A 15,473-nucleotide genomic window follows, 5' to 3' on the forward strand; every position below is an offset into this window, starting at 1 on the left:
CATGACCGTCAATTTGAACATCGTTCCGTTCGTCAGCGTCGACCGCATGATGAAGCTGGTGCTTGCCATCGGCATCGAGCGCTTCCTGGTCGAGCTTGCCGCCTATATCGAAGAGGATTTCAGGCGTTGGGAGCTGTTCGACAAGACGCCGCGCGTCGCCTCGCACAGCATTGACGGCGTCATCGAGCTGATGCCGACCAGCGACGGGCAGCTTTACGGCTTCAAATACGTCAACGGGCATCCGAAGAACACGCGTGACGGCCGCCAGACCGTGACCGCTTTCGGCGTGCTTGCCGATGTCGGCAACGGCTATCCGATGCTGCTTTCGGAAATGACCATCCTGACTGCCCTGCGAACGGCGGCCAGCTCGGCGGTCGCGGCGAAATACCTCGCTCCTGGGGCCGCCAGATGCATGGCGATCATCGGCAACGGCGCGCAATCGGAATTTCAGGCTATTGCGTTCAAGGCGCTGCTTGGCGTCGACAGGCTGCGCCTCTACGATATCGACCCGGCGGCCTCGACCAAATGCATGAAGAACCTTGCCGGCATGGGTTTCGACATCAAGCTCTGCGCGTCGGCGCAGGAGGCCGTTGAAGGTGCACAGATCATCACCACGGTAACCGCCGACAAGCGATCGGCAACAATCCTGACCGACAACATGGTCGGGTCCGGCGTGCACATCAACGCGGTCGGCGGCGACTGCCCGGGCAAGACCGAGCTGCATCGCGACATTCTGCTGCGCTCGGATATTTTCGTCGAATATCCGCCGCAGACGCGCATCGAAGGCGAGAGCCAGCAGCTCGATGCGGACCATCCGATCACCGAATTGTGGCAGGTGATGACAGGAAAGGCAGCAGGCCGGACGGACGCCGGACAGATCACGCTGTTTGATTCCGTCGGCTTTGCGATCGAGGATTTTTCCGCGCTACGCTACGTCCGCGATCAGCTTCAGCGGACCGGCCTTTACGAGGAACTAGACCTTCTGGCCGATCCCGATGAGCCGCGTGACCTGTTCGGCATGCTGCTGCGCGCCGAAAAAGTGGCCGGGCTGGCGGTTGCCCGCAGCTGAGCTGCGATCCCGTCGGTCAGTCCTTCTTTTCCTGGTACAGGCGCTCGGTCGCGCGCTCGCTTTCCCTGCGCTCCGCCGGGCCGCGACGGCGCTGGGTGAGCAGGGCGTAGGCGATCAGGATTGCCAGCAGCAGTGGACCGCCTGCAACAACGAGCAACCACAAACTAGTCTCAAACATCGAACCGTCTCCTTTCCCTCACAACCGGGAAGGACCAGAACCGTTCCTCCGTCTTGTCGGAGGTCGCCCGCACCGCGTGGCGTGATTCAGGATTTTGTGCCTCGAGCAGGACGTTCCACGCCTTGTCGGCATGCAGGATGCTCTTATCTAGAGTCTTATCATTCGGTCACAGGCACTCTCTGCAAAGTGAAGGGAACCACAAGGGCTTTCCGACATTTGGTTGTTCAAGAGACAAACGTGCAGCCACACCGGCTCCGGGGCTAGGAATACCATGCGTGAGAATCAATCCGACGTCTTCGATCTGTTTTCCGAGGTTTACAAGAATGCGGCGCAGGAGGAGATAAGCCTCCAGCAATATCTGCTTGCCTGCCGCGAGGACAAGTCGATGTACGCCTCGGCGCCCGAGCGGATGGTCGAGGCGATCGGCGAGCCGACCTTTGTCGATACCAGCAAGGACGAGCGGCTCGGCCGTATTTTTTCGAACCGGACGATCAAGATCTATCCGACCTTCGCCGATTTTTACGGCATGGAGGATACGATCGAACGTATCGCCGGTTATTTCCGCTATGCCTCGCAAGGACTCGAGGAACGCAAGCAGATCCTCTATCTCCTCGGCCCGGTCGGCGGCGGCAAGTCCTCGCTTGCGGAGCAGTTGAAAAGGCTGATGGAGCAGCGTCCGATCTATACGCTGAAGGTCGGCGGCCAGGTCAGCCCGGTCTTCGAATCGCCGCTCGGGCTGTTCGACCCCGACCGCATGGGCGACCTTTTGGAGGACAAATACGGCATCGCCCGGCGGCGGCTGAACGGCCTGATCTCGCCCTGGGCGGCCAAGCGCCTCGACGAATTGTCCGGCGACATCTCCAAATTCAGCGTCGTCAAGCTGATGCCGTCCAGGCTTCGCCAGATCGGCATCGCCAAGACCGAGCCGGGCGACGAGAACAACCAGGACGTTTCGGCCCTGGTCGGCAAGGTCGACATCAGGCAGCTGGAAAACTTCAGCCAGTCCGATCCGGACGCCTATTCCTATAGCGGCGGCCTGAACCGGACGACGCAAGGACTGCTCGAATTCGTCGAGATGTTCAAGGCGCCGATCAAGGTGCTGCATCCGCTGCTGACCGCGACCCAGGAAGGCAGCTACAACGGCACCGAGAATTTCGGCGCTTTCCCCTATCAGGGCATCATCGTTGCCCATTCCAACGAATCGGAATGGCTGCAGTTCAAGAACAACAAGAACAACGAGGCGTTCCTCGACCGCATCCTGGTGGTCAAGGTGCCGTATTGCCTGCGCGTCACCGAAGAGCGGCAGATCTACGAGAAGCTGTTGCGCGAAAGCGAATTGGCCTCCAGCCCCTGCGCTCCGGAAGTGCTCGATATCCTCAGCCGGTTCACCGTTTCGACCCGCCTGGCCGAACACGACAATTCGCCGCTCTACACCAAGATGCGCGTCTATGACGGCGAGAACCTCAAGGAAACCGATCCCAAGGCGAAGTCGGTCCAGGAGTACCGAAACGCGGCCGGTGTCGATGAAGGCATGACCGGCGTCAGCACCCGCTTTGCCTTCAAAATCCTGTCGCAGACCTTCAACTACGACACCGAAGAGGTCGCCGCCGATCCGGTGCATCTGATGTACATCCTGGAAGAGGCGATCAAGCGCGAGCAGTTCCCGAAGGAAACCGAGGCGGACTATCTCGATTTCATAAAGTCGGAGCTCGCCACCCGTTATGCCGAGTTCATCGGCCACGAGATCCAGAAGGCCTATCTGGAATCCTACAGCGAATACGGCCAGAACCTGTTCGACCGCTACATCGCCTATGCCGATGCCTGGATCGAGGATCAGGACTTCAAGGATACCGATACCGGCCAGATCCTCAATCGCGAGGTTTTGGACAACGAACTGTCGCAGGTCGAAAAGCCGGCCGGCATCGCCAATCCCAAGGACTTCCGCAACGAAGTGGTGAAGTTCACGCTGCGCGCGCGGGCCAGAAACCACGGCCGTAACCCGTCATGGACAAGCTATGAAAAGCTGCGCGAAGTCATCGAGAAGCGGATGTTCGGGCAGGTCGAAGATCTGCTGCCGGTGATCAGCTTCGGCTCCAAGCAGGACAGCGTGACGGAGAAGCGGCATACCGAATTCGTGCAGCGGATGATCCAGCGCGGTTACACCGAGCGCCAGGTCCGCCGGCTGGTGGACTGGTACATGCGGGTGAACAAGGCGGGTTGAAGCCAGCCCGGGGTAACATATGCCGATCTTCATCGATCGCCGACTGAACCCGAAGGACAAAAGCCTCGGCAACCGGCAGCGTTTCCTGCGGCGGGCGCGCGAAGAGTTGAAGCGCACCATCCGCGATCAGATCCGCACCGGCAAGATCGCCGACGTGGACGCCGAGCATGCCGTTTCGATGCCGGCGCGAGGCACCGGCGAGCCGAGCTTCAACGATGCCCGGAACAGCGGCAGCCGCCAGCACGTCCTGCCCGGCAACAAGCATTTTGCCCCAGGCGACCGGCTGCCCAAGCCGGGCCAGGGCGGCGGCATGGGATCCGCCCCGGGGAGAACCGAATCGGAGGACGATTTCCGTTTCGTGCTGTCGCGCGAAGAGGTGCTCGACCTCTTCTTCGAAGACCTCGAACTGCCTGATATGGTCAAGCTCAACCTCAAGGAGATCCTCGCCTTCAAGCCGCGCCGGGCCGGCTTCGCCGCGACCGGCTCGCCGACCAACATCAATGTCGGACGCACGATGCGCAACAGCCATGGCCGCCGCATAGCGCTCAGGCGTCCCAAGCAGGAGGCGGTCGACGCTGTCGCGCAGGAGATCGCGACGCTGGAGGCCAAGCCGCAAAACGCCGAGATGCGGCAGCGCATCGTGGCGCTGCAGGAAGAGCTTGAGCGGCTGGAGCGCCGCCGCAAGCGGATCGCCTTTGTCGATCCGGTCGATATCCGCTTCAACCGCTTCGACGCCCAGCCGGTGCCGAACGCCAATGCGGTGATGTTCTGCCTGATGGACGTGTCCGGTTCGATGGGCGAACGCGAGAAGGATCTGGCCAAGCGCTTCTTCGTGCTGCTGCACCTGTTCCTGAAGCGGCGCTATGACCGGACCGAGGTCGTCTTCATCCGCCACACGCACGAGGCGCAGGAGGTGGACGAGGAAACCTTCTTCTACAACACCCAGAGCGGCGGCACGGTGGTTTCCACGGCGCTCGAGGAGATGCACCGCATCGTCGAGCAACGCTATCCCAGCCGCGAATGGAACATCTATGTCGCCCAGGCCTCGGACGGCGACAATTTCGTCACCGATTCCGAGCGCTGCATCGCCCTTCTCGACGAACAGATCATGCGGCTTTGCCAGTATTTTGCCTATGTCGAGATCCTCGACGAGCGTGAGAGCCACATCTTCGGCGCTACCGACAACGGCACGTCGCTGTGGCGTGCCTACAGTGCGGTCAAGCTGAGATGGTCGAACTTCCAGATGAGCCGCATCGCCACGGCGGCCGACATCTACCCGGTTTTCCGCCAACTCTTCGCCAGACAGCCGGGTTATCAAAAGAGCGGTGAAAGAGGGGGCTGATGGCGAGCAAATCCGGGTTGCTGTTTTCCGGTTCCGACTGGGATTTCAGGACGCTGTCGCGCGCCTACGAGACCATCGAGGCGGTCGCCACCGAAGAGCTCCACCTCGACGTCTATCCGGTGCAGATGGAGATCATCTCGTCCGAACAGATGCTCGACGCCTATTCCTCTGTCGGCATGCCGCTGATGTACCGGCATTGGTCGTTCGGCAAGCACTACCTCTACCAGGAATTGCTCTACCGCAAAGGTGGGCGAGGGCTGGCCTACGAACTCGTCATCAATTCCAATCCCTGCATCGTCTATCTGATGGAGGAAAACACCATGGCCCTGCAGGCGCTGGTGACGGCGCACGCGGCGCTCGGCCATAACCATTTCTTCAAGAACAATTATCTTTTCCGGCAGTGGACGGACGCCGGCGCCATCCTCAGCTATCTCGACTTTGCCAAGGGCTATATTGCCCGCTGCGAAGAGCGGCACGGCGTCGATGCGGTGGAAGAGATCCTCGATGCCGCACATGCGCTGATGGAACAGGGCGTGTTCAGATATCACCGGCCGCCGAAGCTGTCGTCGGAAAAGCAGCGCGAGGGGATTCGCGAGCGCCTGGAATACGAGGAACGTTCCTACAACGATCTGTGGCGCACGCTGCCGCCTTCCAAGGACGGCACCAAGGTCCGCGAAACGGATACCATGACGGAGCGCAAGAAATCGCTCAAGCTGCCCGAGGAGAACCTGCTTTATTTCCTGGAGAAGAACAGCCTGATCCTGGAACCGTGGCAGCGTGAGGTCATCCGGATCGTCCGCGTGATCGCGCAGTATTTCTATCCCCAGCGGCAAACGCAGGTGATGAACGAGGGCTGCGCCACCTTCGTGCATTACACGCTGATGAACCTTTTGTTCGACCGCGGCCTGATCGGCGAAGGTGCCATGCTGGAAATCCTGCGCAACCATTCGAACGTGATCTTCCAGCCAGGGTTCGACGATCCGCGCTTTTCCGGTATCAATCCTTACGCGCTGGGTCTCGACATGATGCAGGACATCCAGCGCATCTCGACCGCGCCGACGGCTGAGGACCGCGACTGGTTTCCCGATATCGCCGGCAATGGCGACTGGCGCCAGACCTTGCTGGACGCCTGGGCCAACCATCGCGACGAGTCCTTCATCCGCCAGTATCTGAGCCCTACCCTGATACGGAAATGGCGGTTCTTTGTCCTTGCCGATGCCGCCAACGACCCGCATTACGAAGTCGCCTCGATACACAATGAGCGCGGCTACGAGAGCGTCCGCGCCGCACTCGCCCACAGCTACGACATCGGCGCCAGCCGGCCGGACATCCAGGTGGTGGACGTGGACCTGCTCGGCGACCGGCATCTGCGCCTGCAGCACAAGGTCAAGGACGGCATCGTGCTGGAAGGCGGCAGCCGTGACGCCACGCTGCGCCATATCCGCAAGCTCTGGGGCTACGAGGTCAGCATGGTCGCGGTCGACGCGCAGACCGGCGCCACACTCCACGAACGGTCGACCAGCCAGATCGGGGAATGACCGAACCGGCCTGCAGGGAAGTCGGGTGGCGTCGCCTTTACCGGATCACCAACCACGCTGTGGTCAGGGAGCAGGAACATGCGCGTATTGATGATCGCCGCCCTTCTTCTGGTCGCTGTCACGATGGCGCTGTCGCTTGCGCACGCTTTGGAGTTGCCGGGCAAGTTGCGCCTCAAGGAGGCTACCTACAAATCAGTGCAGGCGATCTACTATCCCGGCTTCACGATCGGCGGGTTTGCCGAGATCGGCGGCATCATTGCACTCGCCATCCTGCTCTACCTGACGCCTTATCCAAGCGCTCGATTCTGGTGGACCTTGGCGGCGCTTGTCTTCCTGCTGGCGGAACATGCGACCTATTGGTTGGTCACGCATCCCGTCAATAATTTCTGGGTGCAAGACGTTGCCATGCCGCAATCAGCCGCGACGTTTTTTTCAATGTTTTCTCGAAAGCAGACCGGCGACTGGAGAGATTTGCGCAACGTCTGGGAGACTTCGCATGTCGCCAGGGCAGGCCTGGCGATGCTGAGCCTCGTCTCAATTGCTGTCGCCGCGACATTTTTTGCTGAATAGCGCCGAGGGGATCAAGACGGCGCCCTCGTCCGCCAATTTGCGGCCACGAACGCTGCATCCGTCAGATCGGGGAACGGGAACCGGCGCCATACTGTCTTAACGTTAAGCGATCCCGCCGTTTCAGCGGTCGGCGCGATGCTTGTTGTGGGCGCTTTCCTGGTGCTCGCCGCGGATGATGTTGCGGTCGTCGGGATCGGCAATGTCCTTGGGGTCCGATCTGAGCTCGGCACCGCGCCGGAACGCCTCGCGCTCTTGCCTGGTCTTTTTCAAATCCGCTTCCGCGTCGAAATCCTTGCCAGCGTTTTTCGTGTTCTCGCGCTCTTCGATGATGCGCAATTGCTGCTCATGAGTCTTCTTTCCGGCCATTGGTGACGTCCTTCTTTCGATTTTCCGCTTCCCCCAGGGTCCAAATTCGCTACAGCCCGAAAGGATAGGTCTCGGGAAGGCCTGTCCCCGCATGTTCCGGCCCAAGCGGCGTCACGGCACTGGTTTCATCGAACCAGACGAAAGCATCGAACTGGCGGGCGAGCGAGGCATCCGCATAGTGGCTGTGCAACTCGGTCTCCGGCCGGTAGATAACGCCGATAAAGCGTTCCAGCCGGCGCTCCAGAAGCCGTTGGCGTAGCGTGTCGTCGCGCTCGAAATCGAGCAGGAAAGGCGAGACGCCGCTGTCATGGCAAAGCCGCTCATAGCTGTCGTTGTGGGAAGGACGAACCGGTTTCACTTCCATGTCGCCGTCCCAGTCGGTGGCGGCGGCCACCGTCCCGGAATGCGTGCTGAGCCCAATCAAGGCAACCTCGTCGCCAAAACGCTGGCGGCAGAGCTGGCCGATGTTCACTTCGTCCCTGACGATCCCCATCTCGGTATAGCGGGCATCGCCGATATGGGAATTATGTGCCCACACCACCGCCTTGGCGGCCGGGCCGCGGGCCTGCAGCAGGTGCTCCAGTGTTTCGAACATGTGGGTGTCGCGCAGGTTCCAGGACTGCGCGCCGCCGTAATACATGGTGCGGTAATAGCGTTCGGCGGAGGCGACCAGGCGGGCGTTTTGGGTGGCGTCGAGGAAATCGATGCCGTCCTGCTGCGCATAGTCGAGCTCTCTGGAAAGCAGTTCCCGGCATTGCTCGAGCACGGCCTTCTCGCATTTCTGGTAGCCGGAGGTGAGTGCGACACGGCCATAGGTGGCCGGGTCGTTCTGCCACGGCGTCAGGCAGCCATAGCGCTCGCGTGCGATCCTTGCCGCCTGCGGATCGATCCGGTCGAGATATTGCAAGACCGCCGCGATCGACCCGCCCATATTGTAGATGTCGAGGCCATAGAACCCGGCCCGCCGGGAGGATATCCTGATCCGCTCATTATGCTCTCGCATCCAGTCGACGAACGCCGCGACGTCGGTGTTGCGCCACATCCAGGTGGGAAAGCGCTGGAACGGCGGATCGGCGCCCGGCCGCGGTGGCCGGTGACGGACGTAGCGGTCGATCGCCGCGGCATCGGGCCAGTCGGCCTCGACCGCGACGATGGTGAAGCCATGCTTCTCGATCAGCCTGCGAGTGATCGCGGCGCGCGCGCGGTAGAACTCCGACGTGCCGTGGCTGGCTTCGCCGAGCAAGACGACGCGGCGGTCGGCAAACCGGTCGAACAGCGCACCGAAGGCGGGATCGTCGAAATCCGGAAGCGGTTCGGCGGCGGTCGCTATCATCTGCGGCAGGCTGCTTCTGCGCTGATGCCGGTGCGGAAGATCGGCCGCTATTTGGCTGTCGCTGCCTGGCTCGCCCCAGCCTTGCTCGCCGATCAGTGGAACAAACCGCACGCCGCCGAAATCCTCCTCGGTGTAAGTTGCTGCGCCAGTCCGGGTGACTTTGAGCAGGCGCTGCGAGTCGAATTCGTCGCCGACCGGGATGATAAGCCGGCCGGCGACGTCGAGCTGTTCTTGCAGGGCGAGCGGTGCGCCGGGCCCGGCGGCCGCAACCAGGATCGCATCGAAGGGTGCCGCCTCGGGCCAGCCCTTGGTGCCGTCGCCGGTGCGGACTTCGATATTGTCGTAGCCAAGCTTTTTAAACCGCTGCCTTGCCGTTTCAGCCAACGCGGCGTGGCGCTCGATCGTGTAGACGCGTTCGACGATCCGGCTCATTACGGCAGCCGCATAGCCCGAGCCGGTGCCAACCTCGAGGACGTGGTCACCGGCTCCGATCTCCGCCATTTCGATCATCAACGCAACGATGTAGGGCTGCGATATCGTCTGACCTTCGGCGATCGGCAGCGGCCCGTCCTCATAGGCAAATTCTTCAAAACCAGGCTCGACGAAAGCCTCGCGCGGCACCTCGCGCATCGCCTGAAGGACATTGCGGTCGCGAATGCCACGGCGGCTTAAGTGAATGTCGACCATTTGGTTGCGGGCATGGGAGAGATCGAGCATTTTTCTGCTCCTCCTATGGGCCTCCGCCACAATCGCCCAAGCTGCTCAAACGGCACTTTGGCCGGTCCATGTCCCAGGGCCTCGGCAGTCCGCCTGGATTCATACAATGCGGTGCACCTTCCTAACCGTTGGCAAGCCCCGAGGTTCCCCAAAGACCGACCCGCTTTTGTCGGGCTCGCCAGGTTGCAGGATCGGCAAGCGGCGCTGGCGGCCGCCCAAACTTATTTCGAGGCAAATCCTTTCTCCGGCGCGACGCCACCCCAGATAACGACGGACGAGGGGTATTCCGGAGGCATTTCTATGAACGACGAGGCCCGCACCACTGCGCAAACAACCGGCCTTGACCAGATCGATGTGATGGACCGCTACTGGCGCGCCGCGAACTACATTTCGGTTGGCCAGATCTATCTGCTCGACAATCCGCTCTTGCGCGAGCCTTTGCTGCCCGAGCACATCAAGCCGCGGCTGCTCGGCCATTGGGGCACGACACCCGGCCTCAATTTCATCTATGTGCATCTGAACCGGATCATCCGTGAACGTGGTCTCGATGTTCTGTTCATCTGCGGTCCGGGTCACGGCGGCCCGGCAATGGTCGCGAACACCTGGCTCGAGGGGACCTACAGCGAGATCTATCCCGAGGTCGGCAAGGACGAAGACGGCTTGCGAAAGCTGTTCCGGCAGTTCTCGTTTCCCGGCGGAGTGCCGAGCCACGCGGCTCCGGAGACGCCCGGCTCGATCCACGAAGGCGGAGAGCTCGGTTATGCACTGGTCCATGCCTTCGGCGCCGCCTTCGACAATCCGAACCTTGTGGTCGCCTGCGTCGTCGGCGACGGCGAAGCCGAGACCGGTCCGCTCGCCGCGGCCTGGCATTCCAACAAGTTCCTGAACCCGGCATCCGACGGCGCCGTCCTGCCGATCCTGCATCTCAATGGCTACAAGATCGCCAGCCCGACGATCCTCGGCCGCATGGAAGACGAGGCGTTGCGCAGCCTGTTCCTCGGCTATGGCTACGAAACCTTCTTCGTCGAAGGTCATGAACCTGCTGCGATGCATCGGGAGATGGCCCGCACGCTCGATACCGTGCTCGACCGGATCCACTCCATCCAGGAGCCTGCACGAGCCGCGGGCTGGAAGGGAGAGCGGCCGCTGTGGCCGATGATCGTGCTGCGCAGCCCAAAGGGCTGGACTGGGCCGAAAGAGGTCGACGGTAAGAAGGTCGAGGATTTCTGGCGTTCGCACCAGGTACCGGTATCGAACGCACGCGGCGATGCGGCGCACCGCCAGATCCTCGAAGACTGGATGCGCAGTTACGAGCCGGAAAAACTGTTCGATAAAGGCGGCCATCTCCTGGCGGAGCTCGCGGCGCTGGCACCTACGGGGTCACGACGCATGGGCGCAATCCCCTACGCCAATGGCGGCCTGCTGAAACAGGACCTCGTGCTTCCCGACTGGAAAGGCCTGGCGCTCGACGTACCGCGTCCGGGCGGCACTGTGGGAGAGGCGACGCGCACGGTCGGAAGCTATCTTCGCGACGTGGTCCGCTTGAACGCCGAGGCCAGGAATTTCCGGCTGATGGGACCGGACGAGACATCCTCCAACCGCCTCGACGACGTGTTCGAGGTTACGGACCGCGTCTGGATGGAGCGGATCGAGCCCTACGACGTCCATCTTTCCCGTGACGGCCGCGTCATGGAAGTGCTCAGTGAACATCTTTGCCAAGGCTGGCTGGAGGGCTATCTGCTGACCGGCCGCCATGGCCTGTTCTCGTGCTACGAGGCGTTCGTCCACATTGTCGATTCCATGGTCAACCAGCACGCCAAATGGCTGAAGACCTCCGGCGAACTTGCCTGGCGCAAGCCGGTCGCCTCGCTCAACTACCTGCTGACCTCGCATGTCTGGCGGCAGGATCACAATGGTTTCAGCCATCAGGACCCGGGCTTTGCCGATTTCGTCGCCAACAAGAAGGCCGACACGGTCAGGCTCTATTTCCCGCCCGACGCCAACACGCTGCTGTGGATCACCGACCATTGCCTGAAAACCTTCAACCGCATCAACGTCATCGTCGCCGGCAAGCAGCCGGCGCCGCAATGGCTGTCCGCCGAAGACGCGGAAGCGCACTGCAAGGCCGGTGCCGGCATCTGGGAATGGGCCGGGACGGTTGCCAAGGGCGAAGATCCGGATGTGGTTCTCGCTTGCGCCGGCGACGTGCCGACGCTGGAGACGCTTGCCGCAGCCGACATCCTGCGCTCAGGCATTCCGGACCTGCAGATCCGCGTCGTCAATGTCGTCGACCTGATGATTTTGCAGTCGAATTCCGAGCATCCGCATGGCTTTGCCGACGACAGATTCGACGCGCTGTTCACCAAAGCCAAGCCGGTCATCTTCGCCTATCACGGCTACCCCTATCTCATTCACCGCCTGACCTACCGGCGCGCCAACCACGACAACATGCATGTGCATGGCTTTCGCGAGGAAGGCACGACGACGACGCCGTTCGATATGGTGGTGCTCAACCAGCTCGACCGCTATCATCTGGCGCTCGCCGCGATCGCGCGCGTGCCGGGGCTGGCCGAGCGGGCGAAGGATCTTGCCGCGGCGCTGCATGGGAAATTGGCTGAGCACACGGCCTATGTCCGCGAACATGGCGAGGACATGCCCGAGATCCAGAAATGGTCCTGGCCACAGGACAGCGCGACGAGGGCCGGCGATTGATGCGACGATCGATCCTTGCGTTGAATGCCGGCTCGTCGAGCATCAAGTTCCGACTTTACGATCTTGCAGCGTCCGCCGAGCTGGATCTTGCCTCGCGCGGTTCACTGGATCTGGGCGATGCGCCAAGGCTGACCGCGAAAGCCGCCGATGGGGAGCTGCAGTGCGATCGGCCACTTGCCGCAGACGCATCACGCGACATGGGCATCGGCCAGATGCTGCAATGGATCGAGAACGAACTTGGCGGAAGGAAACTGATCGCCGCCGGACATCGCATCGTCCATGGCGGACGCGAGTTCGTCGAACCTGTCCGCCTGATGCCGACAATTATCGAGGCTCTCGACAGGCTGACGCCGCTTGCGCCACTGCACCAGCCGCGCAGCCTCGCGCCGATCCGGGCGCTTGCCGCGTTGCGACCCGACCTGCCGCAGGTCGGATGCTTCGACACGGCCTTCCATCGGACCATCGAGCCTCTGGTCAGCCGTTTCGCGCTGCCGCGCCACTATGAGGCAGACGGCATCCACCGCTACGGCTTTCACGGGCTTTCCTACGAATATGTCGCCGGCCGGCTCAAGCAGATATCGCCCGATCTGGCGGCGAAAAGAACCATCGTCGCCCATCTCGGCAACGGGGCGAGCCTGTGCGCCATGCGCGACGGGCGAAGCGTCGATACGACGATGGGCTTTTCGGCGCTTGACGGCCTGGTCATGGGCACACGCTGCGGCGCCATCGATCCGGGCGTGCTTTTGTACCTGCTATTGGAAAGAGGGATTTCGGGAGAGGCGCTGCAAGACATGCTCTACGAGGAATCCGGCCTGCTCGGCGTGTCCGGCATTTCCGGCGACATGCGCACGCTGGAAGCCAGCGACGACCGCCGGGCGCGCGAAGCGGTGGAGCTTTTCGCCTTCCGCGCCGCCAGGGAGATTGCCGCCCTCGCCAACACGCTGGGCGGGTTCGAATGCCTGGTGTTCACCGGCGGCATCGGCGAGCACTCGGCTCCGGCCCGCAAAGCGATTTGCGACAGGCTTGGCTGGCTCGGCGTGGCGATCGACGAGGCAGCCAACAGCTCCCATGCCGCGCTGATGAGCCAGGCGGAGAGCAAGGTCGAAGTCCGCGTCGTGGCGACCGACGAAGAAGGTGTCATCGCCCGCCACACGCGCAAGGTAATGGAGGGGCCCGGCTGATGCGGATGGCCTCGAATGACCCCGCTTGCGGCAGCCCTGCTCGTGCGGCTACGAAGCGAGCGCGGCCGATCTGTTGAAGACGATGGTCACTCGCGTTCCTTTGCCGGGGGTCGAGTCCACCTCGAACCGGGCTTTGGCGTTCTCGGTCAGCGATTGCGCGATCAACGCTCCGAGCTTGCCGGGTTTCGGCCAGGTCTCGCCTTCGGGCAGGCCGATGCCGTCATCGGCGACAACGATGCGAAAGCCGTCGCCGTCGACAACACTGCGCAGCGTGATTGTCCCGCCTTCGCGACCCAGAAAGGCGTGTTTCAGCGCGTTCGTCAAAAGCTCGTTGACCACCAGGCCGGTTGGCATCGCCACGTTGATGGACACGGGATAGGTGTCGACCTTCATATCCAGCCGGATGCCTTGCACGGCGTGCGACGTCATCACTGCGGAAGCGATCTGGCTGAGATAGACGCCGAGGTCAACTTCGGCCTTCTGTTCGTCGGCCGACAGCGCCTGATAAAGAATTGCGAGTGCATCGACGCGGCCGGCGAGACGCTCGAAGCGTTTCTGATCGGGTGACGCCGCGCTGCGGGCCTCCAACCTGATGAGAGCCGTGATCATCTGGAGATTGTTTTTCATCCGATGCTGCAATTCGCGCAGCAGCATGTCCTTTTCACGGATGCGTTGTTCGAAGGCCTCGCTGTCGCTTGCCTTGTGCGCGGTGACATCGACAAGGGCGACCAGTCGAAAGGACCGTCGCCCGCGCTCGTCCTCGATCAGGTTCGAATAAACGTCGACCATGACCGGCTCTGTGCCGGCACGTTGCATCCTGAAAGTCCCCGCGCGATCGATATCCTCGACGATGGCCCGGGCCAGCGGCCGGTCCTTGTATTCGCCCAAGCCTTGTCCGCTCAGCGCAGCCCAGTTGCGGCGCTCCAGCTCTGCGACGGAAACGCCTGACAGTTTCTGGAACTCGGAATTGACGTAAACAACACGTTCATCGCCGCCCAAATCGGAAATTGCGATCGCAATCGGCAGCTGGTCGAGGAACCTTTTATAACTGTCACTGTCCAGGGCGCCCGCCAGGTCGAGGTTGTCGAGCAATTGCTGGAGCTGCTCGGTTTTTTCGGCTTCGGCGGACATTCCAGGCTTTCGATGTTTCGGGTAGGACCATGGTCAATATCAGGTCGCTCGCCAACTGCGAAGTCCGCTCGTTGCCACCGCGCGGCGAGGCGTGGCGGAAAGCCGAGATCGTGGTTGAGAAGCGGCTGAAGGCTCAGCTCGAATGGCTCTGCTCGACCAGATGGTATTTGTACCGGTCGCGAATATGCTCGTTGAAGAACCGGCCCTTCGCCGAGGCTTTGCGGAACGCGGCGTGGACTTGCGGCGGCACGTCCTCGTAATCATAGCGGCTTCCGCTCGGGACGAACCATACGGAGAGTACCCTCGTCGCCGGCTGGTAATCGATGTTTCTGATCGCAGTTGAAGGCATCCTCGACAGGTCCAATGCTCGGCAGTGCTCAATTCCATGCCGTCGTGGGAATAACCCTGCACGGAGAGCGAGGTTCCTTGCTGCCGAAGCAGCCTTGCCGCTACGGGCTGGCTTCACCAAATACGGTTGATGCCATCGCCCAAGACATCGGCTGCAGCCCGCCAGGGCGATCTCTTTGCCGCCGCCGCCGACCTGCCGGAAGGATTCCGCTACCGGCCCGAACTGATCACGCCGGACGAAGAAGCAGCGTTGGCAAGCCAGCTCGCAAGCCAGCCATTTCAGGCTTTCGACTTTCATGGCCATCTGGCAAACCGGCGGATAGTCGGCTTCGGGCTGCGCTACGACTACGACCGGCGCGCAGTCGTCGAGGCACCGCCGATACCCGGCTTTCTGCTGCCGCTCAGGGAAAAGGTTGCAGCCTTTGCCCGCCTGCCCGCCGAGACCTTCGTGCAGGTGCTGATCAACGAGTACCGGCCGGGCGCCGGTATCGGCTGGCACCGCGACAAGCCTCACTTCGAGGCGGTCGCCGGCGTTTCCCTGCTGGCCGCGTGCAGCTTTCGCCTGCGCCGGAAAAACGGCACGCGATGGAACCGCAAGACGGTCACCGTCGAGCCAAGATCGGCCTATCTGATGACGGGCGCCGCGCGCAGTGAATGGGAGCACAGCATCCCGCCGGTTGCCGAGCACCGCTATTCGATCACGTTGCGCACGCTGCGGCCGCAACGCGCTTAAAGCAGAGCGGTGAGGAAGCCCAAGCACTGCCCTT

General features: G+C 62.1%; 13 protein-coding genes. 8 read left to right on the plus strand and 5 right to left on the minus strand.

Going from position 1 to position 15,473, the window contains the following annotated elements:
* The first annotated feature begins 1 nt into the window (after position 1).
* A complete protein-coding gene (ocd, locus tag NKJ09_RS10700) occupies positions 2-1,069 on the plus strand; it encodes an ornithine cyclodeaminase (protein WP_023720502.1) in 1,068 nt (355 codons plus the stop codon).
* A gap of 16 nt (positions 1,070-1,085) precedes the next feature.
* Here the strand turns inward: ocd and NKJ09_RS10705 are convergent, their stop codons facing one another.
* Positions 1,086-1,247 (minus strand): hypothetical protein, encoded by a 162-nt coding sequence (locus NKJ09_RS10705; RefSeq protein WP_023720503.1) that lies wholly within the window; start codon positions 1,245-1,247, stop codon positions 1,086-1,088.
* 271 nt (positions 1,248-1,518) lie between these two features.
* On the opposite strand from NKJ09_RS10705, the gene NKJ09_RS10710 reads away from it, so the two are divergent.
* From NKJ09_RS10710 to NKJ09_RS10725, 4 genes are all read left to right on the plus strand, one after another.
* Positions 1,519-3,468, plus strand: coding sequence for a PrkA family serine protein kinase (locus NKJ09_RS10710; protein ID WP_023720504.1), 1,950 nt, complete (start codon positions 1,519-1,521; stop codon positions 3,466-3,468).
* 19 nt (positions 3,469-3,487) lie between these two features.
* On the plus strand, positions 3,488-4,810 hold the full coding sequence (locus NKJ09_RS10715; protein WP_023720505.1) for a YeaH/YhbH family protein: 1,323 nt from the start codon (positions 3,488-3,490) through the stop codon (positions 4,808-4,810).
* Positions 4,810-6,348 carry a SpoVR family protein gene (locus tag NKJ09_RS10720; RefSeq protein ID WP_023720506.1) on the plus strand — a complete coding sequence of 513 codons (1,539 nt, stop codon included), beginning with the start codon at positions 4,810-4,812 and terminating at the stop codon, positions 6,346-6,348. Before NKJ09_RS10715 ends, NKJ09_RS10720 begins: the two co-directional genes overlap by 1 nt.
* 78 nt (positions 6,349-6,426) lie before the next feature.
* On the plus strand, positions 6,427-6,918 hold the full coding sequence (locus tag NKJ09_RS10725; protein WP_352481447.1) for a DUF1772 domain-containing protein: 492 nt from the start codon (positions 6,427-6,429) through the stop codon (positions 6,916-6,918).
* Positions 6,919-7,038: 120 nt separating this feature from the next.
* On the opposite strand, the gene NKJ09_RS10730 is transcribed toward NKJ09_RS10725, so the two are convergent.
* Together NKJ09_RS10730 and NKJ09_RS10735 are read right to left on the minus strand one after the other, a co-directional pair.
* Positions 7,039-7,284: a hypothetical protein gene (locus tag NKJ09_RS10730; RefSeq protein WP_023720508.1), complete on the minus strand. Its 246-nt coding sequence runs from the start codon at positions 7,282-7,284 to the stop codon at positions 7,039-7,041.
* Between the two features lie 49 nt (positions 7,285-7,333).
* Positions 7,334-9,334, minus strand: coding sequence for a protein-L-isoaspartate(D-aspartate) O-methyltransferase (locus tag NKJ09_RS10735; protein WP_352481446.1), 2,001 nt, complete (start codon positions 9,332-9,334; stop codon positions 7,334-7,336).
* A gap of 300 nt (positions 9,335-9,634) precedes the next feature.
* Here NKJ09_RS10735 and NKJ09_RS10740 point away from each other — a divergent pair, with 300 nt between their 5' ends.
* Both NKJ09_RS10740 and NKJ09_RS10745 read left to right on the plus strand, forming a co-directional pair.
* Complete coding sequence (locus tag NKJ09_RS10740; RefSeq protein ID WP_352495084.1) at positions 9,635-12,046, plus strand: phosphoketolase family protein; 2,412 nt, start codon at positions 9,635-9,637, stop codon at positions 12,044-12,046.
* Positions 12,046-13,227, plus strand: coding sequence for an acetate/propionate family kinase (locus NKJ09_RS10745; RefSeq protein ID WP_023720510.1), 1,182 nt, complete (start codon positions 12,046-12,048; stop codon positions 13,225-13,227). The genes NKJ09_RS10740 and NKJ09_RS10745 overlap by 1 nt, the downstream gene beginning before the upstream one ends.
* A gap of 48 nt (positions 13,228-13,275) precedes the next feature.
* On the opposite strand, the gene NKJ09_RS10750 is transcribed toward NKJ09_RS10745, so the two are convergent.
* Both NKJ09_RS10750 and NKJ09_RS10755 read right to left on the minus strand, forming a co-directional pair.
* Positions 13,276-14,358 (minus strand): sensor histidine kinase, encoded by a 1,083-nt coding sequence (locus NKJ09_RS10750; protein WP_023720511.1) that lies wholly within the window; start codon positions 14,356-14,358, stop codon positions 13,276-13,278.
* A 133-nt stretch (positions 14,359-14,491) separates the two neighbouring features.
* Entirely contained in the window at positions 14,492-14,707 is a 216-nt protein-coding gene (locus NKJ09_RS10755; RefSeq protein ID WP_023720512.1) for a KTSC domain-containing protein, read from the minus strand.
* A 129-nt stretch (positions 14,708-14,836) separates the two neighbouring features.
* Here NKJ09_RS10755 and NKJ09_RS10760 point away from each other — a divergent pair, with 129 nt between their 5' ends.
* On the plus strand, positions 14,837-15,439 hold the full coding sequence (locus tag NKJ09_RS10760) for an alpha-ketoglutarate-dependent dioxygenase AlkB (protein WP_352495085.1): 603 nt from the start codon (positions 14,837-14,839) through the stop codon (positions 15,437-15,439).
* The last annotated feature ends 34 nt before the right edge of the window (positions 15,440-15,473 follow it).

It is taken from the genome of Mesorhizobium sp. M0189, from assembly GCF_040322135.1.
Taxonomy (GTDB): Bacteria; Pseudomonadota; Alphaproteobacteria; order Rhizobiales; family Rhizobiaceae; genus Mesorhizobium.